General features: G+C 63.9%; 27 protein-coding genes. 10 read left to right on the top strand and 17 right to left on the bottom strand.

Annotated features, from left to right (window positions below; translation table 11 throughout):
• Together BXA07_RS12630 and BXA07_RS12625 are read left to right on the top strand one after the other, a co-directional pair.
• Positions 1-768 carry a type III pantothenate kinase gene (locus BXA07_RS12630; RefSeq protein WP_076568273.1) on the top strand — a complete coding sequence of 256 codons (768 nt, stop codon included), beginning with the start codon at positions 1-3 and terminating at the stop codon, positions 766-768.
• The gene (locus BXA07_RS12625) at positions 762-1,460 is read left to right on the top strand and encodes a hypothetical protein (protein WP_076568272.1); all 699 of its coding nucleotides are present in this window, start codon (positions 762-764) and stop codon (positions 1,458-1,460) included. Before BXA07_RS12630 ends, BXA07_RS12625 begins: the two co-directional genes overlap by 7 nt.
• Here the strand turns inward: BXA07_RS12625 and BXA07_RS12620 are convergent, their stop codons facing one another.
• From BXA07_RS12620 to BXA07_RS12595, 6 genes are all read right to left on the bottom strand, one after another.
• Positions 1,461-2,525 carry a septal ring lytic transglycosylase RlpA family protein gene (locus tag BXA07_RS12620; protein WP_076568271.1) on the bottom strand — a complete coding sequence of 355 codons (1,065 nt, stop codon included), beginning with the start codon at positions 2,523-2,525 and terminating at the stop codon, positions 1,461-1,463.
• Entirely contained in the window at positions 2,525-3,640 is a 1,116-nt protein-coding gene (gene rodA / locus BXA07_RS12615; RefSeq protein WP_076568270.1) for a rod shape-determining protein RodA, read from the bottom strand. The genes BXA07_RS12620 and rodA overlap by 1 nt, the downstream gene beginning before the upstream one ends.
• A gap of 8 nt (positions 3,641-3,648) precedes the next feature.
• Complete coding sequence (mrdA, locus tag BXA07_RS12610) at positions 3,649-5,619, bottom strand: penicillin-binding protein 2 (protein ID WP_076568269.1); 1,971 nt, start codon at positions 5,617-5,619, stop codon at positions 3,649-3,651.
• Positions 5,620-5,631: 12 nt separating this feature from the next.
• Positions 5,632-6,144, bottom strand: a complete 513-nt coding sequence (gene mreD, locus BXA07_RS12605; protein WP_076568268.1) for a rod shape-determining protein MreD — start codon at positions 6,142-6,144, stop codon at positions 5,632-5,634.
• Positions 6,141-7,181: a rod shape-determining protein MreC gene (mreC, locus tag BXA07_RS12600; protein WP_076568267.1), complete on the bottom strand. Its 1,041-nt coding sequence runs from the start codon at positions 7,179-7,181 to the stop codon at positions 6,141-6,143. The genes mreD and mreC overlap by 4 nt, the downstream gene beginning before the upstream one ends.
• A gap of 106 nt (positions 7,182-7,287) precedes the next feature.
• Positions 7,288-8,331 carry a rod shape-determining protein gene (locus tag BXA07_RS12595; RefSeq protein ID WP_010393186.1) on the bottom strand — a complete coding sequence of 348 codons (1,044 nt, stop codon included), beginning with the start codon at positions 8,329-8,331 and terminating at the stop codon, positions 7,288-7,290.
• A gap of 351 nt (positions 8,332-8,682) precedes the next feature.
• Here BXA07_RS12595 and gatC point away from each other — a divergent pair, with 351 nt between their 5' ends.
• The 6 genes from gatC to BXA07_RS12565 all read left to right on the top strand — a co-directional run bounded on the left by gatC (position 8,683) and on the right by BXA07_RS12565 (position 15,002).
• Positions 8,683-8,985, top strand: coding sequence for an Asp-tRNA(Asn)/Glu-tRNA(Gln) amidotransferase subunit GatC (gene gatC, locus BXA07_RS12590; protein WP_076568266.1), 303 nt, complete (start codon positions 8,683-8,685; stop codon positions 8,983-8,985).
• A gap of 63 nt (positions 8,986-9,048) precedes the next feature.
• Complete coding sequence (gatA, locus tag BXA07_RS12585; RefSeq protein ID WP_076568265.1) at positions 9,049-10,533, top strand: Asp-tRNA(Asn)/Glu-tRNA(Gln) amidotransferase subunit GatA; 1,485 nt, start codon at positions 9,049-9,051, stop codon at positions 10,531-10,533.
• A 37-nt stretch (positions 10,534-10,570) separates the two neighbouring features.
• Positions 10,571-12,046 carry an Asp-tRNA(Asn)/Glu-tRNA(Gln) amidotransferase subunit GatB gene (gene gatB, locus BXA07_RS12580; protein ID WP_280175056.1) on the top strand — a complete coding sequence of 492 codons (1,476 nt, stop codon included), beginning with the start codon at positions 10,571-10,573 and terminating at the stop codon, positions 12,044-12,046.
• Between the two features lie 191 nt (positions 12,047-12,237).
• On the top strand, positions 12,238-12,621 hold the full coding sequence (locus tag BXA07_RS12575; protein ID WP_076568263.1) for a BlaI/MecI/CopY family transcriptional regulator: 384 nt from the start codon (positions 12,238-12,240) through the stop codon (positions 12,619-12,621).
• Complete coding sequence (locus tag BXA07_RS12570; RefSeq protein ID WP_076568262.1) at positions 12,618-13,865, top strand: M56 family metallopeptidase; 1,248 nt, start codon at positions 12,618-12,620, stop codon at positions 13,863-13,865. The genes BXA07_RS12575 and BXA07_RS12570 overlap by 4 nt, the downstream gene beginning before the upstream one ends.
• A gap of 99 nt (positions 13,866-13,964) precedes the next feature.
• Positions 13,965-15,002, top strand: coding sequence for an oxidoreductase (locus BXA07_RS12565; protein WP_076568261.1), 1,038 nt, complete (start codon positions 13,965-13,967; stop codon positions 15,000-15,002).
• Between the two features lie 19 nt (positions 15,003-15,021).
• On the opposite strand, the gene BXA07_RS12560 is transcribed toward BXA07_RS12565, so the two are convergent.
• From BXA07_RS12560 to BXA07_RS12545, 4 genes are all read right to left on the bottom strand, one after another.
• Positions 15,022-15,486 (bottom strand): carboxypeptidase regulatory-like domain-containing protein, encoded by a 465-nt coding sequence (locus BXA07_RS12560; protein WP_076568260.1) that lies wholly within the window; start codon positions 15,484-15,486, stop codon positions 15,022-15,024.
• Between the two features lie 59 nt (positions 15,487-15,545).
• Complete coding sequence (locus tag BXA07_RS12555) at positions 15,546-15,737, bottom strand: YqaE/Pmp3 family membrane protein (protein ID WP_034749384.1); 192 nt, start codon at positions 15,735-15,737, stop codon at positions 15,546-15,548.
• Positions 15,738-15,832: 95 nt separating this feature from the next.
• The gene (locus tag BXA07_RS12550) at positions 15,833-16,699 is read right to left on the bottom strand and encodes an alpha/beta fold hydrolase (protein WP_076568259.1); all 867 of its coding nucleotides are present in this window, start codon (positions 16,697-16,699) and stop codon (positions 15,833-15,835) included.
• Between the two features lie 21 nt (positions 16,700-16,720).
• Positions 16,721-17,614 (bottom strand): LysR family transcriptional regulator, encoded by an 894-nt coding sequence (locus BXA07_RS12545; RefSeq protein WP_070222806.1) that lies wholly within the window; start codon positions 17,612-17,614, stop codon positions 16,721-16,723.
• Between the two features lie 125 nt (positions 17,615-17,739).
• Between BXA07_RS12545 and BXA07_RS12540 the strand changes: the two genes are divergently transcribed.
• Positions 17,740-18,483, top strand: coding sequence for a sulfite exporter TauE/SafE family protein (locus BXA07_RS12540; protein WP_076568258.1), 744 nt, complete (start codon positions 17,740-17,742; stop codon positions 18,481-18,483).
• A 195-nt stretch (positions 18,484-18,678) separates the two neighbouring features.
• On the opposite strand, the gene BXA07_RS12535 is transcribed toward BXA07_RS12540, so the two are convergent.
• The gene (locus BXA07_RS12535) at positions 18,679-19,005 is read right to left on the bottom strand and encodes a low molecular weight protein tyrosine phosphatase family protein (protein WP_170909655.1); all 327 of its coding nucleotides are present in this window, start codon (positions 19,003-19,005) and stop codon (positions 18,679-18,681) included.
• Between the two features lie 13 nt (positions 19,006-19,018).
• Positions 19,019-19,681, bottom strand: coding sequence for an orotate phosphoribosyltransferase (gene pyrE / locus BXA07_RS12530; protein ID WP_076568256.1), 663 nt, complete (start codon positions 19,679-19,681; stop codon positions 19,019-19,021).
• Positions 19,682-19,790: 109 nt separating this feature from the next.
• On the opposite strand from pyrE, the gene BXA07_RS12525 reads away from it, so the two are divergent.
• Entirely contained in the window at positions 19,791-20,567 is a 777-nt protein-coding gene (locus BXA07_RS12525; protein ID WP_076568255.1) for an exodeoxyribonuclease III, read from the top strand.
• 6 nt (positions 20,568-20,573) lie between these two features.
• On the opposite strand, the gene BXA07_RS12520 is transcribed toward BXA07_RS12525, so the two are convergent.
• Genes BXA07_RS12520 through BXA07_RS12500 form a run of 5 tightly spaced genes read right to left on the bottom strand, consistent with a single transcriptional unit; the run spans position 20,574 to position 25,424 of the window.
• Entirely contained in the window at positions 20,574-21,473 is a 900-nt protein-coding gene (locus BXA07_RS12520; protein ID WP_076568254.1) for an RluA family pseudouridine synthase, read from the bottom strand.
• 1 nt (position 21,474) lies between these two features.
• A complete protein-coding gene (locus BXA07_RS12515; RefSeq protein WP_076568253.1) occupies positions 21,475-22,377 on the bottom strand; it encodes a M48 family metallopeptidase in 903 nt (300 codons plus the stop codon).
• Positions 22,358-23,617: an AmpG family muropeptide MFS transporter gene (locus BXA07_RS12510; protein WP_076568252.1), complete on the bottom strand. Its 1,260-nt coding sequence runs from the start codon at positions 23,615-23,617 to the stop codon at positions 22,358-22,360. Before BXA07_RS12510 ends, BXA07_RS12515 begins: the two co-directional genes overlap by 20 nt.
• Positions 23,617-24,228 (bottom strand): methionine biosynthesis protein MetW, encoded by a 612-nt coding sequence (gene metW, locus BXA07_RS12505; protein ID WP_076568251.1) that lies wholly within the window; start codon positions 24,226-24,228, stop codon positions 23,617-23,619. The genes BXA07_RS12510 and metW overlap by 1 nt, the downstream gene beginning before the upstream one ends.
• The gene (locus BXA07_RS12500) at positions 24,225-25,424 is read right to left on the bottom strand and encodes a homoserine O-succinyltransferase MetX (RefSeq protein ID WP_076568250.1); all 1,200 of its coding nucleotides are present in this window, start codon (positions 25,422-25,424) and stop codon (positions 24,225-24,227) included. The genes metW and BXA07_RS12500 overlap by 4 nt, the downstream gene beginning before the upstream one ends.
• Positions 25,425-25,544 lie beyond the last annotated feature (120 nt).

Below are 25,544 nucleotides of genomic sequence, written 5' to 3'. Positions count from 1 at the left end.
ATGCTGCTCCTCATCGACGCCGGCAACACGCGCATCAAATGGGCCTTGAGCGCCCCTGCCGGCGTGGCTGGCGCCTGGCTGGCCAGCGGTGCCGTGGCCCACGCCCAGCTCGACAGCTTGCAGGCCGCATGGTCGGGCCTGGATATCTCCCATGTGCTGCTGTCGAACGTGGCGGGAGCGGCCATCGGCGCGCGCCTGCGGGCGCAGCTTCCGGCCTTGCCGGCGCCCGCCATCTCCACCTTTGTTTCGCTGCCGCAGCAGGCAGGTGTCAGCAATCACTATCGCAATCCGGCGCAACTGGGCTGTGACCGCTTTGCCGCCGCCATCGGCGCGCACGCGCTGGCACCGGGCCAGGCCGTCATCGTCGCCAATTGCGGCACCGCCACCACCATCGACGCCATCACGGCCGACGGCGTGTTCCTCGGCGGGATGATCCTGCCGGGCCTGGGTCTGATGGCCAGTTCGCTGGCGCGCAACACGGCGCAGCTGCCGCAGATCGCGGGCGACGCCGGGTTGCCGGACGGCTTTGCCGACAATACGGACGATGCCATCCTGTCCGGCTGCCTGGCGGCGCAGGCGGGCGCCATCGAACGGGCCGTGCGCATGCATGGCGCCAGCGCCTGCCTGCTGTCGGGGGGCGCCGCACAACGCATCGCGCCAGCCCTGGCGCTGCCGGTGCCGCTGCACCTGGTCGACAATATCGTCATGATCGGCCTGCAGGCCGCGGCGCGTGCAGCGGGCGACACGCAAGGAGAACACGCATGCTGAAATTCGTCTTCTGGCTGCTGGCCGGCGTCAACCTGCTGGTGCTGGCCATCGGCCAGGGTTATCTGGGCAGTTTTCGCACGGAGACGCGCGAACCGGCGCGCCTGAAAAACCAGCTGCAGGCGGGCAAGCTCACCTTGCTGACGCAGGAGCAGGCCACGGCGCCCGCCGCGCCGCCGGCCGCCGAAGAGGCAGAGAAGCCGGTGGCGGCCGTGCCGGCACCGCCGACGACGTATGCCTGCACGGAAGTGGGCAATTTCCTGCTGGCCGACGGGCGCCGCTTCGAGGCGCAAGTGGCCGCGCTGGACCTGGGCGACCGCCAGTCGCGCCGCAACGTGGCCGGCCAGGAAGTATCGAGCTATATGGTGTATATCCCGCCGCAGGGCAGCAAGGAAGGCGCGGAGCGCAAGGCCGGCGAATTGAAGCAGCTGGGTGTGACGAATTACTTCATCATGGGCGACGGCAGCCCGATGCGCTGGGGTATCTCACTGGGCGTCTTCAAGTCGGAAAGCGGTGCGCAAAGCCAGCTGGCGTCGCTCAACAAGCAGGGCGTGCACAGCGCGCGCATCGGCCCCCGCTACAGCTCCAGCAAGCAGCTGGCCTTCCAGTTCCGCGACCTCGACGCTGCCACGCGCACGCGCCTGGAAAAGATCAAGGCGCAGTTCCCTGAACAGGAACTGCGCAATTGCAAATAACTACCGTTGGATCACGATAGGCTTGATACCCGTCGATTCCGGCAAATTCGCCGCCGCGCGTGCCGCCTCGGCGCGGCTGGAGAACGGTCCGCCGTACAGGCGGAACAGGTTACCGGCCTGCACCACCCCTAGCGTACCGAGGGCTGCCGCGTAGGGCGCCAGGCGCGAGCGCCCCGTTTCCGCATTGTCGGCGCGCGAATACGCGCCCAGCTGCAAATAAAAACCGCTGGCCAGCGCCGCCGGTGCGGGCGCGGCAACCGTTGCGTCAACCGGCAGCATCTGCGTCGTCACTTCAGGTTGTACTACGGCGCCCGTCTCGACTGGCGTATCGATGGAAATGGCCACCACCGACGGCGTCAATGGCGCCGGCTTGGGCGCCGCGCGGGCGGCCAGGATGGCGTCGATATCGGCCGGCAGCAGGCGTTCCACCACTACCTGGTGGCTGCCCTTGCCCAGGAAGCCCAGTTTCAGCGCCGCCGTGTAGGACACGTCGATGACACGCGTGGCGTGGAACGGCCCGCGGTCGTTGATGCGCACGATCACCTGCTCGCCGCTGTCGATGCTCGTCACGCGCGCATACGACGGAATTGGCAAGGTCGGATGGGCCGCCGTCATCTTGTACATATCGTAGATTTCGCCCGACGAGGTGCGCTGGCCGTGGAATTTCTTGCCATACCAGGTGCCGGTGCCCTTCTGCGTAAACGGCTCGTTGTCGGTAATCGGCGTGTAGGTCTTGCCGAAGACGACGTAGGGCCGGTTCGAGCGCGTGGAATACGGCTCATTGCGCACTTCCGCATCGGGCACGTCGCGCAGGTTGGCAGGCGGATTGTCGCCCGGGCCGTCATCCTTGTAGTAGCCGCCGCGTCCGGAACCGGCTGCCGGCAAGGCCGGCAAGGTAGGGTCCTGGCGCACGGGCGCCTTGACCTTGCCGCCCGACGGCACAGGGACGTTGCCCGAGCCGGGCTTTTGCGGCGCGGTGCCGCAGGCGGCCAGGGTCAGCAGGACGGCCAGCAGTGCGGCAGCATTCGGCCCGCGCGTGGCGAAAGCATCGAAAGGCGCGCGCATCAGGTCTGCACCAGTTTACGGTGGCGCTGAATGCTCATCAGGATGCCGGAGGCGACGCCCAACGTCAGCAGGGCGGTGCCGCCATAGCTGAGGAAAGGCAGGGGAACGCCGACTACCGGCACGATGCCGCTGACCATGCCCATGTTGACAAACGCATATGTAAAGAAAATCATTGTTATCGCTCCTGCCAGCAGGCGAGTGAAAAAACTGGGGGCGTTGGCGGCAATCATCATCCCCCGTCCCACCAGCAGCAAATACATCAGCATCAGGATCAGATTACCCACCAGGCCGAACTCCTCCGAGTACACGGCGAAGATGAAGTCGGTCGTACGCTCCGGCACGAACTCCAGGTGGGCCTGCGTGCCGTGCGTCCAGCCCTTGCCCGTCATGCCGCCGGAACCGATGGCAATGATGGACTGGATGATATGGAAACCCTTGCCCAGCGGGTCCTTGGTCGGGTCGATCAGCATCATCACCCGGTCGCGCTGGTAATCGTGCAGGTGGGACCAGGCGATCGGCAGGCAGGAAACAAAGGTGATCAGCAAGCCAGCGAGCACCTTCCACGACAGGCCGGCCAGGAAGATGACGGTAAAGCCGGCCGCCACCACCAGCAGCGCCGTACCCAGGTCGGGCTGGCGCGCGATCAGGTACACGGGCACCAGCAGCAGCACGGCCGCCATCACGAACGATTTCCAGCGCAAGGCGCCCACATTATGCTGGAAGAACCAGGCCAGCATCAGCGGCGTGGCGATCTTCAGGAATTCGGAAGGCTGGATGTCGATCACGCCGATATGCAGCCAGCGCCGCGCGCCAAGCTTGATGGTGCCGAACAGGGCCACGGCCACCAGCAGTATCACCGATACCGTGTACGCGGGCACGGCGATGCGCATCATCATCTGCGGCGTGACGTTGGCCGCCACCCACATGACGAAAAAGCACAGCAGGATGTTGCGCAGGTGGTCCTCGATCTTGCCGGGAATGCCGATGCTGGCCGAATACAGGGTCAGCAGGCTGGTGCACAGCAGCATCAGGATGATGATCATCAGCGGCGGATCGAACACCGCCAGATAGGGTTTGGCGCGCCGCCACAGCGAGCGCCTCTCGTTAATGGGCATGTGCTTCCTTATTGCCTGGCAGGCGGCGCCGGGGCGGCCTGCTCGTCAGTGATTTCTTCCAGGGTGCGCACTTCGTCGACATCTTCCTTGGGCACCTTGGTGGTGTCCTTTTCCTTGTCGCTCGGGCGCTTGCCCAGCAAGTAGTAATCGAGCGCCTTGCGCGCGATCGGCGCGGCCACGCCGGCGCCGAAGCCCGCGTTTTCCACCACGATGGCGATTGCGATGCGCGGCTTGTCGGCCGGCGCGAAGGCCGTAAACAGGGCATTGTCGCGCAGCCGTTCGGCCAGCAGCTTGGCATTGTACTTCTCGTTCTTCTTGATCCCCACCACCTGCGCCGTGCCAGTCTTGCCGCCCACCGTGTACTGCACGCCGGTGAAGATGCGCGCGGCCGTGCCGCCCTGCTCGCTGGTCACGCCCACCATGGCGCGCTTGATGGTATCGATGTTTTCCTGCTTGAGCGCGATGCGGTAGCTTTCCTTCGGCACCGTCAGGGTGCGCGCACGCGTGGCCGCGTCCTCGATGATTTTCACCAGATGCGGCTTCATCACCACGCCGTTGTTGGCCAGGTTGGCCGTCGCGTGGGCTATCTGCAGCGGCGTGTAGGAGTTGTAGCCGGAGCCGTTACTCACCGAAATCGTGTCGCCGCCCACCCATTTTTTCTGCTGCGGCGTCTTGAAGCGGTTGCGCTTCCATTCCGTCGACGGCAGCACGCCCGTCTTTTCGTTATTCAGGTCGATGCCCGTCAGCTGGCCGAAGCCGAACGGCTTCATGAAGTCGTGGATGGCGTCGATGCCCATGTCGCGGCCCAGCTGGTAGTAATAGGTGTTGCACGAGACGACGATGGACTTGTGCATGTCCACCGTGCCGTGGCCGCCCACCTTGTCGTCGCGGAAGGTGTGACCGCCGAGGATGAAGAAGCCGGGGTCGGAAATCGACTGGCTCGGCGTGCGCTTGCCCAGTTCCAGCGCGGCCAGCGCCATGAAGGGCTTGAAGGTCGAGCCGGGCGCATAGGTGCCGGACAGGGGGCGGTTGACCATCGGCCGGTCCAGCGAGGTATTGAGTTCGTTCCAGCTTTGCTGGTCGATGCCGTCGACGAACAGGTTCGGATCGTAGCCTGGCTTGGAGACGTAGGCCAGGATGTCGCCCGTGGCCGGGTCGATCGCCACGGCGGCACCGCGCCACTCGCCGAACGCTTCCTCGACCACCTTTTGCAGCTCGATGTCGATCGACAGGATCAGGTTGTTGCCGGGCGTGGCCGCAGTGCGCGACAGCGTGCGCATGGCGCGCCCGCCAGCCGACACTTCCACCTCTTCATAGCCCGTAATGCCATGCAGCTGCTTCTCGTAGCTTTTTTCCAGGCCTTCCTTGCCGATATGGTCGGTGCCGTTGTAGTTGGCGGCATCCTCGCCCTCTTCCAGGGCCTTGGCTTCATTGCGGTTGATGCGGCCGATGAAGCCCACCACGTGCGACGCCACTTCACCCATCGGATACTGGCGGAACAAACGCGCCTGCACTTCCACGCCAGGGAAGCGGAAACGCTGCGCCGTGAAGCGGGCCACTTCCTCGTCCGTCAGGCGCGTGCGCAGCGGCACGCTGACGAAGTTCTTCGATTCTTCCAGCAGCTTCTTGAAGCGGCGGCGATCCTTGACGTCAATCTGCACCAGCGTCGACAGCTCGTCGATCACGGAATCGAGGCTGGCACTGAGCTTCGATGGCGTCACTTCCAGCGTGTAGGCCGAGTAATTGCGCGCCAGGACGACGCCGTTGCGGTCGAGGATCAGGCCGCGCGTGGGCACGATGGGCACCACGGCAATGCGGTTGTCTTCGGCCTTGGTGGCATAATCCTCATGCTTGATCACCTGCAGCCAGATGAAGCGCGCCAGCAGCAGCGAAAAGCAGATAAACACGAGCGCGCCCAGGACGGTCAGGCGCCGCCGGAAGAAATGCAGTTCGCGCTCGTTATTCTTCAGTTCAGTCATTGCGGGCGCCCGTCAAATCGGCCGGTTATGGTCACGGTCCACGGCGCGGCGCTGCGGCGCCAGCAGGATCCAGGTAACGAAAGGCCACAGCGCGACGGCGACGAAGCTCTCGATGAAATTGAGCCAGCCGGGGAAACGGCCAGAAACGATCAAGCGCGTCAGCAACTGCAGCGCCTGCGTCAGCAGCAGCAGCGGCAGCACGTGCAGCGCCTGGGTCATGATGGGGAACCACAATACGCGGCGGTGCATCATGATGGCGAAGTACGACAACAGCGTATAGGCCAGCGCATTCTCGCCCAGCAGGGTCGAGTCGTGCACGTCCATCATCAGGCCCATGAAGAAAGCCACGCCGATACCGACCTTGCGCGGCTGATGAACGCCCCAGAAGACCAGTACCAGCGCGACGAAATCGGGCACGCCGACGAACTGCCCCCATGGCAGCAAATTCAGCAGAAACGCACACAGCAGGGAAAAGCCGATAAACAGGGGGCTGACCGGCAGCAGGATGTAATGCGGGCGGTTCATCGTGTCGCCTCCTTCGGTGGCACGGCGGCGGGTGCCGGCACAGGTCCTGCAGGCGCAGCGGGTTTCGGCGCGGGGCTGGCAGGCGGTTTCGCGGCCGGCGCGGTCGCGGCGGCCGCCTCCTTGGCGGGGTCCTTGATCGGCGCCATCTTGCCGGCGATCTTGCGGCCCGTCTTGACATCGTCGGCGGGCGGCCGCGGGGCGATCTCGGGCGAGGTCATCAAAATGAGCAGTTGGGTATTGCGTTCAATGCCAGCCAGCGGCTGGCACACGACGCGGCCGAACGGGCCATGCGCATTGCGCTCGACGAGGGTCACGCGCGCCACGGCCAGGCCGGCCGGGTACAGCCCATCGAGGCCAGAGGTAATGACGATGTCGCCGATCTGGATATCGGCGCTGGGGGCCGTGAAGCGCAGCTCCATGGTGCCGGACTTGCCGCGGCCGATGGCCACGCTGCGCACGCCATTGCGCAGCAGCTGCACGGGAATGGCCTGCTCTTCGTCCGTCAGCAGGGTTACCTCGGAGGTGAAAGGGAACACGCGCGTGACTTGTCCCACCACGCCCAGATTGTCAATCACGGGGCGGCCCAGTTCCACGCCATTCTGTATGCCCCGGTCCAGCACGATCTTGCGCGAGGCGGAATCGCGCGTGTCGTACAGCACTTCGGCCATCATGGTCTTGACGGGGACGCGCTCGCGCGCTTCCATCAGCTTGCGCAAGTGGTTGTTTTCAACGATGTTGAGCTGCGCCTGCTGCAGGATCTGCGCCGAGGCGATCTGTTCGTGCTTCAGGTCGCGCACCTGCTTTTCCAGCGCCGACAGCGATGAAAAATAGTTGCCGACGCCGAGCGCCACATCGCGCGGCACGAGGGCCGCCATCTGCACCGGATACAGCGCGGTGCCGACTGCCTGGCGCACGGCCGTCAGCGCGTGCATGCGCGAATCGACCAGCAGCAGGGCAATAGAAATGCCGGCGAACACCATCATCTTGACGCGGGCGGAGGCGCCTTGTTTGAAAAGTGGCGGAGGACTGTATTCCATGACATCCAGTAATCAGGCGCGGAGCGCCAACGTACAGGCCCCGGGCAAACGCCGGCACCAAAACCAAAAAAAGGCCGGAAACTGAAGTTCCGGCCCTTCTGTCAGATTATTCGTAGGAGAAGATCGAGCCGAGCTTGTCCATACGTTCCAGTGCCATCCCGGAACCGCGCACCACGCAGGTGAGCGGGTCCTCGGCCACCAGCACCGGCAGGCCGGTTTCCTCCATCAGCAGGCGATCCAGGTCACGCAGCAGTGCGCCACCGCCCGTCAGCATCATGCCTTTTTCGGCGATATCGGCGCCCAGTTCCGGCGGGGTCTGCTCCAGCGCGTTCTTCACGGCCGAGACGATGTTGTTCAGCGGGTCCGTCAGCGCTTCGAGGATCTCGTTGCTGGAAATGGTGAACGAACGGGGGATGCCTTCGGACAGATTGCGGCCCTTGACTTCCATTTCCTTCACTTCGGAACCCGGGAAGGCCGAACCGATGGCCTTCTTGATGGCTTCGGCAGTCTGTTCGCCGATCAGCATGCCGTAATTGCGGCGGATGTAATTGACGATGGCTTCATCGAACTTGTCGCCGCCCACGCGCACGGAACCCTTGTAGACCATGCCGCCCAGCGAGATGATGCCCACTTCCGTGGTGCCGCCGCCGATGTCGACCACCATCGAGCCGGTCGCTTCCGACACGGGCAAGCCCGCGCCGATGGCCGCTGCCATCGGTTCTTCGATCAGGTACACCTGCGAGGCGCCTGCACCCAGGGCCGATTCGCGGATCGCGCGGCGCTCGACCTGGGTCGAACCGCAAGGCACGCAGATGATGATACGCGGCGACGGACGGAAGAATTTCGAGTCGTGCACCATGCGGATGAATTGCTTGAGCATCTGCTCGGTCACGGTGAAGTCGGCGATCACGCCATCTTTCATCGGACGAATCGCTTCGATATTGCCCGGCACCTTGCCCAGCATCTGCTTGGCTTCCTTGCCGACTGCCTGAATGGTCTTCTTGCCATTCGGACCGCCTTCCTGGCGGATTGCTACGACGGACGGCTCGTCCAGGACGATACCGAGGCCGCGCACATAAATAAGGGTATTGGCCGTGCCCAAGTCAATGGCCAGATCGGTGGAGATATACCTGCGTAAAAAACCAAACATGAGTGTCCTGTAGCGCATCGAGCTGCGCAAAAGCTGTTTATGGGGAGTTTCAAAGCGGGCGCTTTCAGGCACCCTGAAAAACCATGAAGGCGGTTTTCCCGGGTTTCGCTTGGCGCTTGCGCAATCTTTTCTATGCTGCGGCAGCGGTCCATCAGCGCCGGCAACGCATTAACCCGCCATTCTACCTTATAATTTGAATGCGATTTGCTCAAAAACCATGGAAAAGTGCGACGCTTGCAGCCGCGAGTTACGCGGCATTCCTCGATTTTTGTGAGCAAAATAGCAGTAAATACCCGCGTTTTATCAAAACGCCAACTTAATACTAATGCGCGGCACTCCGCGCCATTCGCCATGTCCCTGACACTCTCCGACGTAAAACGCATCGCCCACCTGGCCCAACTCGAAATGGCCGACGACCAGGCCGTCACGTCTTTGGCCCAATTGAACAAGATTTTTGCATTGGCCGAACAAATGCAAGCCGTCAATACCGATGGCGTGGCGCCCCTGAGCCACCCGCTGGCCGCCCATATGGACAATATCGCCCTGCGTCTGCGCGAAGACGTCGCCACGGAAACAAATCGCCGCGACGCCTACCAGGCCGTCGCGCCGAAGGTACAAGATGGACTCTACCTCGTGCCAAAAGTGATCGAATAAGCATCCTTCACGCCCTCGCCGAATACGCTTGTCTTCCGCCGAATAAAATCAAATAGAAACGCCATGCATACAAAATCCATCAAACAGCTGTCCACGCTTTTGCAGAACAAGGAAATTTCCGCCGTTGCACTGGCGACGCATTTCCTCGACCGCATCGCAGCGGACAACTCGAACGCCTTCCTGCACGTCGACCGTGCGCTGACCCTGGCGCAAGCTGCCGACGCCGACGCGCGCATCGCCGCCGGCACGGCCACGCCGCTGACGGGCGTGCCGATCGCGCACAAGGACTTGTTCGTCACGAAAGGCTGGCGCACGACGGCCGGCTCGAAAATGCTGGCCAACTACGCCAGCCCGTTTGACGCCACCGTGGTGGAAAAATTCCAGGCGGCCGGCATGGTCACCCTGGGCAAGGTCAATTGCGATGAATTCGCCATGGGTTCCGGCAACGAGAACTCGGCCTTCGGCGCCGTGCAGAACCCGTGGGATAAAACAGCCGTGCCGGGCGGCTCGTCGGGCGGTTCGGCCGCCGCCATCGCGGCCGGCCTGGCGCCGGCAGCAACCGGCACCGATACGGGCGGCTCGATCCGCCAGCCTGCCGCTTTTTGCGGCATCACCGGCATCAAGCCGACGTATGGCCGCGTCTCGCGCTTCGGCATGATCGCCTTTGCCTCGTCGCTGGACCAGGGCGGCCCGATGGCCCGCTCGGCCGAAGACTGCGCCCTGCTGCTCACCGCCATGGCCGGCTTCGACGAGCGCGACTCGACCAGCCTGTCGCCGGAACAGGGCGGCGTGGCGGAAGATTTTTCGCGCGACCTGGAGCAACCCCTCACTGGCTTGCGCATCGGCGTGCCGCGCGAGTACTTCGGCGAAGGCCTGGCCAAGGACGTGGAAGCGGCCGTGCGCGGCGCGCTGGCGCAGTATGAAAAGCTGGGCGCCACCCTGGTCGATATTTCGCTGCCGAATACGGCCCTGTCGATTCCCGCCTACTACATGATCGCGCCTGCCGAAGCATCGTCGAACCTGTCGCGCTACGACGGCGTGCGCTACGGCCACCGCGCTAGCGAGTACAAGGACTTGCAGGACATGTACAAGAAATCGCGCGCCCAGGGCTTCGGTCCGGAAGTGCAGCGCCGCATCATGGTCGGCACCTATGTGCTGTGCCACGGCTACTACGACGCCTACTACCTGAAGGCGCAAAAAATCCGCCGCCTGATCGCGCAGGACTTCGAGGCCGTGCTCAATGGCCCGGACGCCGTCTGCGACGTCATCATGGGCCCCGTCGCGCCGACCGTCGCCTGGGACCTGGGCGACAAGACGGACGACCCGGTGGCAAACTACCTGGCCGACATCTACACCCTGTCGACCAGCCTGGCCGGCCTGCCCGGCATGTCGATACCCTGCGGTTTCGGCGCAGGCGAGAAAAACGGCAAGCGTCCCGTCGGCCTGCAAATCATCGGCAATTATTTTGGCGAAGCCAAGCTGCTGAATGTGGCCCACCAGTTCCAGTTGGTGACGGACTGGCATACACGCAGCCCTGCCGGCATCTAAGAAAAAATTCGCGCCGCCCGGGCGGCGCCACCAAAAAATAAGCGAGAACACTATGCAATGGGAAGTCGTCATCGGTCTTGAGAACCACGTGCAGCTCACGACCGAATCCAAAATTTTCAGCGGTTCGCCGATCAAGTACGGCGCCGAAGCCAACACGCAGGCGAGCCCCGTCGACCTGGCGCTGCCGGGCGTGCTGCCGGTGATGAACAAGCAAGCCGTCGACCGTGCGATCCGCTTCGGCCTGGCCGTGGGCGCCACCGTCGCGCCGCACTCGGTCTTTGCCCGTAAAAACTATTTTTATCCCGATTCGCCCAAGGGCTACCAGATCAGCCAGTTCGAAGACCCCGTCGTCATCGGCGGCGCACTGACCTTCGGCTACGAAAAGGACGGTGAATTCGTCACCAAGACGGTCAACCTGACGCGCGCCCACCTGGAAGAAGACGCGGGCAAATCGCTGCATGAAGACTATGCGGGCATGAGCGGCATCGACTTGAACCGCGCCGGCACGCCGCTGCTGGAAATCGTCTCGGAACCGGAAATCCGCAGCGCCGCCGAAGCCGTGGCCTACGCCAAGGCCCTGCACTCGCTGGTCATGTGGCTGGGCGTTTGCGACGGCAACATGCAGGAGGGCTCGTTCCGCTGCGACGTCAACGTTTCCGTGCGCCCTGTCGGCCAGAAGGAATTCGGCACGCGCTGCGAAATCAAGAACCTGAACTCCTTCCGCTTCATCGAGGAAGCCGTGCACGTCGAAGTGCGCCGCCAGATCGAGCTGATCGAAGACGGCGGCAAGGTCGTGCAAGCAACGCGTCTGTACGATCCGGAACGCAAGGAAACGCGCGAAATGCGCAGCAAGGAAGACGCCCAGGACTACCGCTACTTCCCGGACCCCGACCTGCCGCCGCTGGTCATCTCGCCAGAGTGGATAGCCACGGTCAGGGCCTCGATGCCGGAACTGCCGGCCGCCATGCGCGCCCGCTTCATCAGCGAATACGCGCTGCCGGACTACGACGCGCTGGTGCTGACGCAATCGAAGGCGATGGCCACCTATTTTGTCGCCGTGGTCGAGAAGGCCGGCAAGGAAAACGCCAAGGCCGCCGCCAACTGGCTGATGGGCGACGTGTCGTCGACCCTGAACCGCGAAGGCGTGGACCTGGACGACGCGCCCGTCTCCGCCGCCCAGCTGGCCGCCATGCTCAAGCGCATCGCCGACGGCACGATCTCGAACAAGGCGGCAAAGGAAGTCTTCGCCGGCATGTGGGAGGCGAAATCCAGCGACGAGCACCTGGTCGACACGATCATCGATGCCAAGGGTTTGAAGCAGATCTCGGATACCGGTGCCTTGGCGTCCATCGTCGATGAAGTGCTGGCGGCGAACGCCAAGTCGGTGGAACAGTACCGCGCCGGCAAGGAAGCGGCCATCAACGCGCTGATCGGCCAGGCCATGAAGGCGTCCAAGGGCAAGGCCAACCCGGCCCAGCTGACGGAACTGCTGAAAGCCAAGCTGGCGGGATAATTTTCACTTGCCCCAAAAAAAGACGCTGCGGCGTCTTTTTTTTCGTCTGCACACAACGGTTATAAACAGCTTTGTCTAGACTTTCCCGTTGTTTTGAAAGACGTTTGAAGGTCCACGAAAATTAAAGTATACATTTCTGTCTACAACGGCTAATCTAGCTATATTGAAATTCCAGCAAGAGGAAAAGCAGCATGGCCAAGACTTCCGACATCCCGAAACCGACGGCAGCCGAACTCGATCTGCTGCAGGCGCTGTGGCCGCTGGGCGCCGCCACGGCCAAGCAGGTGCACGAGGCGATGGCGCTGGCCAAGCCGGCCATCACGTATGGCACCGTGCTGCGCCTGATGCAGATCATGCATGGCAAGGGCTTGCTGATCCGTGACGAAAGCCAGCGTTCGCACGTGTATGCACCGGCCCAGGCGCAGGACAGCCTGCAAACGAATTTGCTCAAGGAATTGATGCAGAAAGCCTTTGCCGGCTCGGCCAAGGCGCTGGTGCTGGCGGCGCTGCGCACGGGCGTGTCGCGCGCCGAGCGCGCGGAAATCGAAAAAATGCTCAAGGACGATCAGTCATGAGCGGCTTCGTGCCGGCGCTGGGCTGGACCCTGCTGCACTTCCTGTGGCAAGGCTTGCTGATCGGCTGCGCCACGGCGCTGGCGTGGGCCGCCTTGCGCAATGCGCGTCCCGAGGCGCGCTACGCCGTCGGTTGCGGCGCCCTGCTGGCCTGCCTGGCGTGGCCGGCGGCGGGCTTGTATCTGCGCCTGGCCGCGGCCGATGCCACGGGCGCGCTGTACTCCAGCGCCTTGCTGCCGGCCGCCCTGCTGGCGCCCGACAGCCTGCCCGACCTGGACCTGCTGCTGCGCGCCGTCGTCGGCGTGTGGGCCTTGTGCGCCGCCGTGCTGGCCGTGCGCATGGCGCTGGGCATGCTATGGATAGAGCGCAGCGCCAGGAACACGGGCGCCGCGCATGCACAACTGCAGACAAGGCTGTCGCGCATGGCGCACGATGCCGGCGTGACTCGACCCGTGCGGCTGCGCGTGCTCGACCACATCGCCAGTCCGCTCACGGCAGGCATCTGGCGCCCCATGGTGCTGGTGCCTGCGGCGCTGCTCACCGGCATGCCGCCCCACCTGCTCGATGCGCTGCTGGCGCATGAACTGGCGCACATCCGGCGCCACGATTATCTGATCAACCTGCTGCAAAACGCCATCGAGGCGCTGCTGTTCTTCCACCCTGCCGTCTGGTGGCTTTCACGCGGCGTGCGCCTCGAACGCGAACATATTGCAGATGATTTCGCAGCAAGACAACTGGGCGAACCGCGGCGTCTGGCTCTTGCACTCTCGGAACTGGAACGTCTCCAGTTCTCAACCCACCACCTGGCCCAGGCGGCCAACGGAGGAGATCTTATGTCACGTATCAAACGATTGCTGCGCCCCGCACCACAAGCCCTGAACTGGAAGGCGGCCGTGCCGCTGCTGGCACTGGCCGGTGCCTGCCTTGGCATCTACGGCCAGGCCGTCGCCGCCGACAGCGCACCCGTGCTGGAGCGCCGCCCCATCATCGACTTTGGCGTGTGCGGCAAACCGGCCTGGCCGGCCGCATCGCTGCAGGCGAAGGAAGAAGGTACGGTCATCATGTCCTTCGACGTGAATGCCACCGGCAAGGTACTGGACTCGAGCGTGGTCAAGAGCAGCGGCCATCCGGCCCTCGACGAGGCGGCACGCAGCGGCATTGCCAAGTGCACGTTCAAGCCGGCCCTGGCTGGCGGCAAGCCGGTCAGCGCCAGCGTCAAGGTGCAATACGTCTGGAGCCTGAACTAAGGCAGGAGCGGCGGCACATCGTGGCAGCATTGCTGCAGCGGTGCCGCCGCCCGCTTGCGGGTATGATCATGGATTCTTCCACGCACCTGTGAATCCGCCATGAACAAGATCAAGACCGGCCTGGTCGGCTACGGCTTTGCCGGCTCCACCTTCCACGCTCCCGTGCTGTCCGCCATCGATGCCCTGGAACTGACGGCCGTCGCCTCCAGCAAGCCCGAGCTCGTGCACAAGGATTGGCCGCACGCGACCGTGTATGCGGAACCCGCGCAGCTGTTTGCCGATCCATCCATCGAACTGGTCGTCATCGCCGCGCCCAACGAAGCGCATTTCAGCCTGGCGCAAGCGGCCCTGCAAGCGGGCAAGCACGTGGTGGTGGACAAGCCCTTCACCATTTCCAGCTTTGAAGCGCAGAGCCTGATCGCCCTGGCGAAAGAGCGCAAGCTGGTGCTCAGCGTGTACCACAACCGACGCTGGGATGGCGACTTCCTCACCCTGAAAGCGCTGCTGGCGCAAGGTACGCTGGGGCGCATCGCCAGCGTCGAATCGCATTTCGACCGTTTCCGCCCCGAGATCCGCCAGCGCTGGCGCGAATCCGGCGCGCCGGGCGGCGGCTTGCTGTACGACCTGGGCCCGCACATGCTGGACCAGGCCATGCAGCTGTTCGGCAAGCCGGAAAAACTGTACGCAGATATCGCCCTGCAGCGCGATGGCGCGCAAGCCGTCGACTATATGCACATCGTCTTGTACTACGACCGGCTGCGCGTGGTGCTGCAGGCCGGCTGCCTGGTGAAGGCGCCGACGGCGCGCTTCGCCGTGCATGGCGACAAGGGCAGTTTCGTGAAGTTTGGCCTCGACCCGCAGGAAGATGCCCTGAAGGCTGGCGGCAGGCCGGGACAGCCCGGCTGGGGCGTGGACCCCGTGCGCGGCGCGCTGCACCTGGGCACGCAGCCGGATGGCCATTTCGACCACCTGGCGATGCAGCCGGGCTGCTACCAGGAATTCTACCGGGGCATGGCCGACGCCATCCGCCACGGCGCAGCGGCGCCCGTGGCGGCCGAGGATGCGGCAGCGACAATACGCCTGATCGAACTGGCGCTGCAAAGCGCCGCCGAAGGGCGCGTACTCGCGGTCAGCTGATCGGGCTGCCGTCGCCGGATCAAGGCCGGCCCTGGTTCGTTCCCGCCGGCCAGACCAGCTCCACCTGCGCGGAACTGCCCGCCTTGACCTGCACCTTGCGTTCCAGTGTCTTGCCGGCCAGGGTGGCGCGCAGGCTGTAGCTTCCCGGCGCCAGCTTCGCCAGCAGGAACGGTCCGCTGGCCGTCGTTTCCAGCACCGAAGCGCCCTTGGCATCGCGTATTTCCAGCTTTACGTCGGAGGCAAATTCCGCCTTGCCCGCCGCCTGCACGGAAAACACGAGACTCAAGGGCCAATGCCCGCTGGCGCTCTTGATGGCCGTCGACTCATCGAGGCCGATGCCGCCGCTCAGGTACTCCACCGCCCCGCTCTTTTGCACGGGCGGCAGTGCGGCGTCGGTTTGCGCCTGCGCCGCATTTCCCAGCAACAGGCCGGCGGCCAGCATTGCCGCCGCCAGGGTCAAGGTACCGCGTCTGTCTGGTGCCATCTCACTCTCCTCGTGTTGGTTGAATCAAGATAGGTAGCGCAGCTTAGGCCAGCCTTAGGTTAGCGCCGGCGCATGGCCTCGGCGATCTTCTGGTCCGTCTTGTACTGGCTCAGCGCATACACGGCCCAGATCGTCGCTGGCAGCCAGCCGATCAAGGTAATCTGCAGTATCAGGCAAATGATGCCGGCAATGGGGCGGCCGATCGTGAAAAAGGTCAGCCACGGCAGTAACAGGGCAATCAGCAAGCGCATCGTTCGTTCCTTGAGTATTCCCCTGTGCCGCGGGGACCGGGCCGGCATGCGCCGGCGGTAAATTAAGTGAATCCGATTATAGCGATACCTGGCCCTCAGGCCTGCACGGGTGCGAGCAGTTTTTCCATCCAGGCCAGGATGGCGGCAAAGATCGCCTCGCGGTTCACTTCATTGAAGTTCTCGTGATAATTGGCCGGGTAAAAATGGTAGTCGAGCAGGCCCTCGGGCACGCTGCGCAGCAGGCTTTCCGTGGCGCGGCTATCGGCCAGCTTGTCGTCGCCCGCCACCACGGCGAACAGGGGGAAGCGCCAGTCCGACAAGCCGCCCGCCAGCGCCTTTTGCGCCGACATCAAGGCATGGGCAAACCGGACCGACGCCGCACTGGCGCGGATGCCGTCGCGCTCGTCCTGGAAGTGGCGCGCGGTGATGGTTTGATCGTGCGTCAGCAGCATGGTCAAGTTGCCCAGCGGCACTTTCATCGTGGGAAAGCGCTGCGCCAGCCAGCCCGACAGCATCTGCAGCACCTTCGGCACGGGTATCGCATTCACGTAATACGGCGATGAAATGATGAAGCCCTTGATGGCCGGATCGCCCGCAAAACGCCACAGTCCCAGGTGCGTGGCGATCAGGCCGCCCATGGAGTGGCCCATGACGAACACGGGCACGCCCGGATATGCCTGCTTGACCCAGGCGAGGAACAGCTCCTCGTCGTCGAGGAAGGCGTCGAACGAGGGGATATCGACCTTGCGCTTGCCGTCGTGGCCCACCATGTCGAAGCTGACGGTGGCGATGCCGTGCTGGCGAAAATACAGCGCCGGCGTGACGTAGTCGCCCGCATGCGCCATGCCGCCGTGGATCGCCAGAATCACGGCGCGGGGATGCTCCGGCTGCCAGATGTGGATGGGCCGCTCGACCTGGTCGCTGCACAGCAGGCTGGCCATCTTGTCTTCTGAAAAACGCATCGCTGCTCCTGTCATGCCCTGTCACGCCTTCAGATGATCGATCAACTGGCGCGCGTACAGGGGTAGTTCACTGAACTGGCGCACGCAGATCGTCAGATTGCGTACGGACCAGGGATCGGATAATTCCAGGCAGCGCAGCGCCATCGTCTGCTGGCAGCGGCTGGCCGCCGCCAGCGGCACCACGCTGATGCCCACGCCGCTGGCCACCATGCGGCACACGGCATCGAAGCTGCGCAGGCGCACGCGTACCTTCAAGGGGCGCCCCAGGCGCGCCGCATGCATGCCCAGGTACTGCTGCATCGCGCTGTCGTCGGCCAGGCCGATGAAATCGTGATCCAGCAGCGTGGAGAACGCGACGACGCCATCCTGGCCCAGGGCGCGGTGATGCACGCCATCGGCCGCGGCAATCACCACCAGCCGGTCGGGGCGGAACAGAAACGTCTGCAGGCCGCGCATGTCGACCGAGTCGGACACGATGCCCATGTCGGCCAGCCCTTCCGAGACGGCCTTGACGATATCGTAACTGAGGCGCTCTTCCAGGTCGATGGTCAGGTTCGGGTGGCGGTCGAGAAAAGCGCCTAGCGCCTCGGGCAAAAATTCGCTGAGCGCGGCCGTATTGCACAGCAGCCGCAACTGCCCTTTCAAGCCGCGCGCAAATTCGCCGAGTTCCCCGCGCATTTTCTCCATTTGCAGCAATACGAGGCGCGCGTGATGCAGCAGGGTCTGGCCCACGGGCGTCGGCTCCACGCCGCGCCGGCCGCGCAGCAGCAAGGGCATGCCCAGCATCTCTTCCATGCCGCGCACGCGCGCACTGCTGGAGGCCAATGCGAGATGGCTGCGCGCGGCGCCCGCCGTCAGGCTGCCTGCTTCCACGACATTGACGAACAGCTGCAAATCGACCAGATCAAAGCGCATGACGGCTCCCCTTTTCCCCATCTTACCAGCCTTCGTATTTTACTGAGGCTGACTCAAAATAATCCACCTTGGCGAAACCGCCCAGCACGCGCAGAATTCACGCAATTTACTGTGGAATAGAAAAAATGGAGACGTCATTCCTGCTGGCCGTCGGCGCCAGCTTCCTCGTCGCAGGCTTCGTCAAGGGCGTAGTCGGATTGGGTCTGCCGACGGTGGCCATGGGCACGCTCAGCCTCGTCATGCCGCCCGTGCAGGCGGCGGCCCTGTTGATCGTGCCGTCGATGGTCACGAATGTCTGGCAACTGGCGGCCGGCCCCGGGCTGCGCGCCCTGCTGCGGCGCCTGTGGCCCATGCTGGCGGCCGTCATGGCCGGTACCGTGGCGGGCGGCGCCCTGCTGCCGGCCGACAGCGGCGCCTGGGCCGTCGTCGCGCTGGGCGTGGCGCTGATGCTGTATGCGCTGGCGGGCCTGTTCTCGCTGCAGCTGCGCGTGCCGGCGCGGCACGAAGCGTGGCTGGGGCCATTGGCGGGCGCAGCGACGGGACTGGTGACGGCCGCCACGGGCGTATTCGTGATCCCCGCCGTGCCGTATATGCAGGGACTGGGCCTGGCGCGCGACGCGCTGGTGCAGGCGCTGGGCCTGGCGTTTACGGCTTCGACCGTGGCGCTGGCGGCCAGCCTGGCCCTGCACGGCGACTTCAGCCTCGGCGCGGCCGGCGCATCCGCGTATGCGCTGCTGCCGGCGCTGGCCGGCATGCTGGCCGGCCAATGGCTGCGCGGGCGCATCGCGCAGCAGGTATTCAAGCGCTGCTTTTTTATCGGCCTGTTCGCCCTGGGCCTGCATGCGGCGGTCAAACCATGGCTGGCGTGATGCGGATAGACTGGCAAGGGGACAGCGCGCTGTGCGCGTGGATCGACGGGCAGCAGGTGGCCATGCTCGATTTCAGCCCCTGCGGCGACGAAGCCACGCTCAACATGCTGTTCGTGAAACCGCCATTTCGCCATCGCGGCGTGGCCAGGGTATTGATGCGCGAAATCCAGCGGCGCTATGCGCAGGTGCGCTGGGTCAATCGAGGCCGAGAATGGACGCGACCGACAGTTCGAGCTGCTCGACCAGTTCCGGCTGCATGAATTGATACTCGTCGGGGATATCGAGCACGTGGATGGTCTTGTGCTCGAGCAGGCGGCCAAACTGCGCGCGCAGGCGCGACTTGTGCTTCTCCTCCATCACGAAAATCACCTCGCACCAGGCCAGGTCATTCGCATTGACGGGATGGCGCGCGTTCGGACTGGTACCGCCCGAACGCACGGACATGGCGGGATGGCGACGCCATACCCGCTCCGCAGTGGGGCTGCGCCACTGGTTGCGGCTGCAAACGAACAGGACGTTCAAGCGCGCCTGAACCTTAGATGCCGTAGCGCGCGCGGTAGGCGGAGACAGCCTCTTTATGTTTCAGCAGTTCCGGATCGGCGCCCGCGCCGTTCAGGTAACCGAACAAGTCGTCCAGGTTGCCGATCGAGATGACGGGAATGCCGTACTGTTTCGACACTTCCTGCACCGCCGAACTTGGCGACAGCTGGCCGTCCGGGCCCGAGCGCTCCATGCGGTCCAGGGCGATCAGCACGGCGCATGGCTCGGCGCCGGCGGCGCGGATCATGTCCACCGATTCGCGCACCGAGGTGCCGGCCGAGATCACATCGTCAATGATGACAACCTTGCCATGCAGCTTGGCGCCGACGATGGTGCCGCCTTCGCCATGGTCCTTGGCTTCCTTGCGGTTGAAGGCGAACGAGGTGTTGCGGCCCTTGCCGGCCAGCGCCACGGCGGTGGCCGACGCCAGGGTGATGCCCTTGTAGGCGGGGCCGAACAGCATGTCGAATTCCACGCCCGAGTCGAGCAGGGTCTGGGCGTAGAACTGCGCCAGCTCGGCCAGGGTGGCGCCGTCATGGAACAGGCCCGCATTGAAGAAGTACGGCGACTGGCGTCCGGCCTTGGTGGTGAACTCGCCGAACCGCAAGACTCCCTTGGATACTGAAAACGCGATAAACTGCTGGCGTAAATTATTCACATTAGCCTCATTTTTTAAAAGTGCCTGTATTTTAATCCGCGCGCAGCGGCGAGACAATCGCCATGCCGCGCCCGCCGGCCCCGTCCAGCGCCCTTTTCACTTTCGACCTATGCCAAAAATTATCTCCGCCAACCTGAACGGCATCCGTTCCGCCGCAAAAAAAGGCTTTTTCAACTGGATGGGCACGCAGACGGCCGATTTCATCTGCGTGCAGGAATTGAAGGCGCAGCTGCCCGACATGACGCCGGAATTCCTCAACCCGCACGGCTACCATGGCCATTTCCACTATGCCGAGAAAAAGGGCTACTCCGGCACGGGCGTATACAGCAAGGTGGAACCGGACGCCGTGCATATCGGCTTCGGCAGCCCCGAATTCGACGCCGAAGGCCGCTACGTGCGCTGTGATTTTGGCAACCTGTCCGTCATTTCCGTGTACTGCCCCTCCGGCTCGTCCGGACCGGAGCGCCAGGAAGCCAAGTTCCGCTTCATGGAACTGTTCCTGCCGCACCTGCTGGAATTGAAGGCGCTGGGCCGCGAAGTGGTCATCTGCGGCGACTGGAACATCGCCCACCACGAAATCGACCTGAAGAACTGGAAGGGCAACAAGAAGAACTCCGGCTTCCTGCCCGAGGAACGCGCATGGCTGACGCGCGTCTTCGACGAAGTGGGCTTTGTCGACGTGCACCGCGGCCTGGACAAGCGCGAAGACCAGTACACGTGGTGGAGCAACCGCGGACAAGCCTACGCGAAGAACGTGGGCTGGCGCATCGATTACCACGTCGCCACGCCCGGCATCGCGGCCCAGGCGCATACGGTCAGCGTCTACAAGGACGAGCGGTTTTCCGACCATGCGCCCCTGATCATCGATTACACCGTCAAGGCATAAGCACAGCTACAGGCTGCGCCGGCTTTCAAAGTGGCGCGGCGCGCCGCTCAAAGGGTCCGTGAAATCGATCGCGCGCGCCAGCAGCTGCAGCGGCTGCGACATGTCGTCTTCCTTGCACGGCAGGGCAACAGGGTAAAACGCATCGTTGACGATGGGGATGCCCAGCGAGGCCAGGTGCACGCGCAGCTGGTGCTTGCGCCCCGTGTGCGGCTGCAAGCGGTACAGATTCACGCCGCCGCGCTCTTCGATCACGTCGATGACGGTTTCCGAGTTCGGCTCGCCCGCCTCTTCGCGCATGAGGAAAAACTTGTCGCCGTCCACCATGCGGCTGCGGTAGGTAAATGGAAAATCGCGTCCCGCCAGCACGGGCGCCAGCGCCTCGTACGTCTTGCGCACCTCGCGGCGCTGGAACAGCGACTGGTAGGCGCCCCGGCTGGCGATCTGGCGCGAAAAAATCACCACGCCGGCCGTCTCGCGGTCGAGGCGGTGGATGGGCGTGAGGTCGGCGCAATCGAGCCTTTTCTTCAGGCGCGTCAGCAAGGTCTCCTGCACGAAGCGCCCGCCCGGCGTCATGGGCAGGAAATGCGGCTTGTCGACCACGATCAGATGTTCATCCTGGAACAGGATTTCCTCTTGGAACGGGATCGGCGTTTCCCGCTCCAGCTCGCGGTAGTAAAAAATACGCATGCCGCGCCTGTATGCGCTGTCCGGCGCCAGCACGGCGCCGTCGCCATTGACCACTTCGCCGCGCGCCATGCGGTCCCGCCATTGCGCGGCGCTGATCTGCGGATAGCGCTCGACCAGGAAGGAGAGCATGTCCGGCCACTGCCCTTCCGGCAGCCACAGGTAGCTGGCTGCCACGCCGTCGCGCATGGGCAAGGGTGAGGCCGCGTGACGCTTCGGCATCCTAGCGCTGTGCGATGGCGTTGCTGCGGTACGGCGGCAAGGCGTCCACGCTGACGCCCTTGCTGCGCGCGTACAGCGGCAGCACTTGTGCCATGTGGCTGTTCATCTGCGAGATGCGGTCCTTGCCCGACGGGTGCGTCGAGAGGAATTCCGGCGGCGCGCCCTTGCTCACTGCCGCCATTTTCTGCCAAAGGATGACGCCGGCGCGCGGGTCGAAACCGGCGCGCGCGGCCAGGTCCATGCCGATCAGGTCCGCTTCGCGCTCATCGTCGCGCGAAAACTTCAGCATCACGCCCTGCGCCGCCATATTCGTGGCGGTACTGGTGATGCTCGGATCGACGCCGAGCCAGGCCGACAGGCCGGCGCCGGCCAGCTTGGCGCCGACGGCCGCCAGATTGCCCTTGCCCGCCTGCGCCTGCGAGTGTTCGCGCAAGGCGTGCGAAATCTCATGGCCCATGACGATGGCCACTTCGTCATCGGTCAGGTTCAGCTTGGTAATGATGCCGCTGTAAAAAGCGATCTGCCCGCCCGGCATGCAGAACGCATTGACCTGGTCGGAATTGAGCAGGTTGACCTGCCAGTTCCAGTCGGCCGCCGCCTCGTTCCAGCGCGTGGCGAACGGGATGATGCGCTGGGCGATGGCGCGCAGGCGTTTCACTTGCGGATCGCTGTCGGGCACCAGCGCATTTTTTTCCTTCGCCTCGTTGACCAGCTGCGCATATTGCTGCTTCGATTGTGCATTGAAATCGGCGCCGCCGGCAAAGATGCGCGACGTCGACAGGGGACGCACCTTGATGCCGTCCTGGACCGTCGCCTGCTGGGCGTGGGCGGACAGCGGCGCCAGCGCGGTGGCCGCGCACAGGCTGGCCAGGATGACGTAACGTTTAAGGGATATTGGTGCCATTGGCAGACCTCCATGGAGCAATTTTAGGCAGCATCATCATGGCCGGGAAGGCCAGGAAGAAGCACACGATGAAAAACGAGAACCAGCCCAATTCCGCGACCAGAAAACCCACCGAGGCATTGATCAGGGTGCGCGGCACGGCGCTCAGGCTGGAAAACAAGGCATATTGCGTGGCCGTGTAGCGCGGGTCCGTGCTGCGCGACAAAAAGGCGACAAAGGCGGCAGCTCCCAGGCCCAGGCTGGCAAACGCTTCAAAACCGATCACGGCACTCAACAACACAGTGTTCGGCCCCACCTGCGCCAGCCAGGCAAAGCCGAGAATGGCAATCGCCTGCAGCGCGCCGAATACCCACAGGCCCCGGTTGATGCCCAGCTTGAGCATCCACACGCCACCGACCACGCCGCCGGCAAGGCTGGCCCAGAATCCCGTGGTATTGGCGGCCAGGCCGATCTGCGTCATGGAAAAACCCAGGTCGAGATAGAACTTCGTCGCCAGTGCCGTCGCCATGCTGTCGCCTATCTTGTAGAGTAATACGAAGGCGAGGATCCACATTGCGTTACGCCAACCATCGCGCGCAATAAACTCCTGAAATGGCAAGATGATGGCTTCGCGCATGGTCTTCGGCGGCGAGCCGTACACGGTGGGTTCCTTGATCAGCAAGGTGCAGACGAGGCCCGGCAGTATGAAGGCGGCCGTGATCCAGAAGACGGGCTGCCACGGCATGCGGTCGGCCAAAATCAGCGACAGCGCGCCCGGCACCATGCCCGCCACTTTATACGCGTTGACGATGACGGCGGCGCCCAGGCCCTGCTCGTTATCGGACAGGATTTCGCGCCGGTAGGCGTCGATGACGATGTCCTGGCTGGCCGACAGAAAGGCGACCCCGCCGGCGGCGGCCGCGATCAGGCCGATCTGCGTGAGCGGGTCCAGCATGCCCATGCCGCCAATGGAAAAGAACAGCGCCACCTGGGTGGCCGCCATCCAGCCGCGCCGGCGCCCCAGTCCCAGGATGCGGTAGCGATCCATCAGGGGCGCCCACAGGAATTTCCAGATGTAGGGGAACTGCACCAGGGCGAACAGCCCCAGCGCCTTGACGTTCAGTCCCGACTTGGCCAGCCATGCCTGCAGCAGGTACAGCAGGATGAACAGGGGCAAGCCGGAACTGAAGCCCAGCACCAGCACGGCCAGCATGCGGCCATTGGCATAGGAACGCCATCCTGGCGCCGGGCTGACACTCATCAATGCACCGCTTTTTTACGCAGGCGGAAGACGGCCAGGTCGCCGCGCAGGTTGGGCAGCACGGAGACCATCTTGCCTTCTGCCAGGGCCACGCATTCGATCACTTCCAGGCCGCACTCCTCGGCCAGTTCGCGGAAGTCGTTGATGGTGGCGCAGCGCACGTTGGGCGTGTCATACCACTGGTAAGGCAGCGACTTCGACACGGGCATGCGGCCTTTCAGCAAGGCCACGCGGTGCGGCCAGTAGGCGAAGTTGGGAAACGAGACGATGGCCTCGGCGCCCACGCGCACGATGTCGCGCAACAGCGGCTCGACCTGCTTCATCATCTGCAGCGACGACAGGCACAGCACCGTATCGAAACTGTTGTCGCCAAAGATGGCCAGGCCCTTTTCCATATCCTGCTGGATCACATTGACGCCGCGCAAAGTACTGGCCAATACCTTGTCGTCGGCGATCTCGATGCCATAGCCACTGCACTCCTTGTCGCTTTGCAGGTACTGCAGCATCACGCCTTCGCCGCAGCCCACGTCCAGCACATGCGCGTTCTTCGGCACCCAGTGGGCGATGAAGGCCAGGTCGGGGCGCAGTGCGCTCAATTCGTCAAAAGTCATGCTGTCTCCTTCGCGCCCTGGCGGACGGCGGTGTTCTTTACTGCGGCGGGCGCGCCCGCGCCGATATCGTTCCAGACCTGGCCATAATAGGCGCGCACCATGTTCATGTAGCGCGGATCTTCCAGCAGGAAGGCGTCGTGGCCGTGCGGCGCGTCGATTTCGGCATACGTGACCTGGCGGCGGTTGCACACGAGCGCTTCGACGATCTCGCGGCTGCGCTCGGGCGAAAAACGCCAGTCGGTGGAAAACGAGGCGAGGAAGAACTTGGCCTTGGTACCCGACAGGGCCTTGGCCAGGTCGCCGCCATGCGCGCGCGCCGGGTCGAAATAATCGAGCGCCTTGGTGATCAATAAATACGTGTTCGCGTCGAAGTACTCGGAGAACTTGTCGCCCTGATAACGCAGGTACGACTCGATCTCGAAATCGATGCCGAAGCCGAATTTGTAGTCGCCCGTCTGCGCCGCGTCGCGCAGCTTGCGGCCGAATTTCTCGGCCATGTCATCGTTCGACAGATACGTGATGTGTCCCACCATGCGCGCCACACGCAAGCCGTTCTTCGGCACCACGCCATGCGCATAGAAGTCGCCTCCCCGGTAATCGGGATCGGACAGGATGGCCTGGCGCGCCACGTCGTTGAAGGCGATGTTCTGCGCCGACAGCTTGGCCGTCGAGGCGATCACCACGCAGTGGCGCAGCCGTTCCGGAAACATGATGCTCCACGCCAGCGCCTGCATGCCGCCCAAAGACCCCCCCATCACGGCGGCGAACTGGGTGATGCCCAGTTCATCGGCAAGGCGCGCCTGTGCGCTGACCCAGTCTTCCACCGTCACGACGGGGAAGGCGGCGCCATACGGCTTGCCGGTGGCGGGATTGGTGTGCATCGGGCCGGTCGAACCGAAGCAGGAGCCCAGGTTGTTGACGCCGATGACGAAGAATTTATCGGTGTCGAGCGGCTTGCCGGGGCCGACCATATTATCCCACCAGCCCGTGCTTTTCGGCTCGTCCGCGTAGACGCCCGCCACATGGTGCGAGGCGTTCAGGGCGTGGCAGACCAGCACCGCGTTCGATTTGTCGGCGTTCAGGGTGCCGTAGGTTTCATACATCAACATATAGTCCCGCAGCGATGCTCCGCTTTGCAGCTGCAGGGGTTGCGCAAAATACATAGTTTGCGGCGAAACGATTCCAATGGATGACATGTGTGTCGGTTTATAAAAGGGGGGCGGCCCCACGGGCCATGGTCGATGCAGCACCGCGATGATAGGTGCTGCAACTTTAGCGTCAGGACACATCTTGCCGCGCGCGATGTGTCCTGATGC

It is taken from the genome of Janthinobacterium sp. TND4EL3 (genome assembly GCF_900156175.1).
GTDB lineage: Bacteria > Pseudomonadota > Gammaproteobacteria > Burkholderiales > Burkholderiaceae_D > Janthinobacterium.
Note: the sequence above shows the minus strand (reverse complement) of the source record. Positions and strands in the feature narration are given on the sequence as shown.

Bases quoted from the DNA above. Each gene is read 5' to 3' on its own strand.
- BXA07_RS12570 (WP_076568262.1), top strand. From the start codon at position 12,618: ATGAGCGGCTTCGTGCCGGCGCTGGGCTGGACCCTGCTGCACTTCCTG.
- gatA (WP_076568265.1), top strand. From the start codon at position 9,049: ATGCATACAAAATCCATCAAACAGCTGTCCACGCTTTTGCAGAACAAG.
- BXA07_RS12510 (WP_076568252.1), bottom strand. From the start codon at position 23,617: ATGAGTGTCAGCCCGGCGCCAGGATGGCGTTCCTATGCCAATGGCCGC.
- mreD (WP_076568268.1), bottom strand. From the start codon at position 6,144: ATGAACCGCCCGCATTACATCCTGCTGCCGGTCAGCCCCCTGTTTATC.
- BXA07_RS12625 (WP_076568272.1), top strand. From the start codon at position 762: ATGCTGAAATTCGTCTTCTGGCTGCTGGCCGGCGTCAACCTGCTGGTG.
- rodA (WP_076568270.1), bottom strand. From the start codon at position 3,640: ATGCCCATTAACGAGAGGCGCTCGCTGTGGCGGCGCGCCAAACCCTAT.
- gatC (WP_076568266.1), top strand. From the start codon at position 8,683: ATGTCCCTGACACTCTCCGACGTAAAACGCATCGCCCACCTGGCCCAA.
- BXA07_RS12550 (WP_076568259.1), bottom strand. From the start codon at position 16,699: ATGCGTTTTTCAGAAGACAAGATGGCCAGCCTGCTGTGCAGCGACCAG.
- BXA07_RS12565 (WP_076568261.1), top strand. From the start codon at position 13,965: ATGAACAAGATCAAGACCGGCCTGGTCGGCTACGGCTTTGCCGGCTCC.
- metW (WP_076568251.1), bottom strand. From the start codon at position 24,228: ATGACTTTTGACGAATTGAGCGCACTGCGCCCCGACCTGGCCTTCATC.
- BXA07_RS12525 (WP_076568255.1), top strand. From the start codon at position 19,791: ATGCCAAAAATTATCTCCGCCAACCTGAACGGCATCCGTTCCGCCGCA.
- BXA07_RS12560 (WP_076568260.1), bottom strand. From the start codon at position 15,486: ATGGCACCAGACAGACGCGGTACCTTGACCCTGGCGGCGGCAATGCTG.
- BXA07_RS12595 (WP_010393186.1), bottom strand. From the start codon at position 8,331: ATGTTTGGTTTTTTACGCAGGTATATCTCCACCGATCTGGCCATTGAC.
- BXA07_RS12500 (WP_076568250.1), bottom strand. From the start codon at position 25,424: ATGTCATCCATTGGAATCGTTTCGCCGCAAACTATGTATTTTGCGCAA.
- BXA07_RS12630 (WP_076568273.1), top strand. From the start codon at position 1: ATGCTGCTCCTCATCGACGCCGGCAACACGCGCATCAAATGGGCCTTG.
- BXA07_RS12620 (WP_076568271.1), bottom strand. From the start codon at position 2,525: ATGCGCGCGCCTTTCGATGCTTTCGCCACGCGCGGGCCGAATGCTGCC.
- BXA07_RS12575 (WP_076568263.1), top strand. From the start codon at position 12,238: ATGGCCAAGACTTCCGACATCCCGAAACCGACGGCAGCCGAACTCGAT.
- mreC (WP_076568267.1), bottom strand. From the start codon at position 7,181: ATGGAATACAGTCCTCCGCCACTTTTCAAACAAGGCGCCTCCGCCCGC.
- BXA07_RS12545 (WP_070222806.1), bottom strand. From the start codon at position 17,614: ATGCGCTTTGATCTGGTCGATTTGCAGCTGTTCGTCAATGTCGTGGAA.
- BXA07_RS12555 (WP_034749384.1), bottom strand. From the start codon at position 15,737: ATGCGCTTGCTGATTGCCCTGTTACTGCCGTGGCTGACCTTTTTCACG.
- BXA07_RS12520 (WP_076568254.1), bottom strand. From the start codon at position 21,473: ATGCCGAAGCGTCACGCGGCCTCACCCTTGCCCATGCGCGACGGCGTG.
- BXA07_RS12540 (WP_076568258.1), top strand. From the start codon at position 17,740: ATGGAGACGTCATTCCTGCTGGCCGTCGGCGCCAGCTTCCTCGTCGCA.
- BXA07_RS12515 (WP_076568253.1), bottom strand. From the start codon at position 22,377: ATGGCACCAATATCCCTTAAACGTTACGTCATCCTGGCCAGCCTGTGC.
- mrdA (WP_076568269.1), bottom strand. From the start codon at position 5,619: ATGACTGAACTGAAGAATAACGAGCGCGAACTGCATTTCTTCCGGCGG.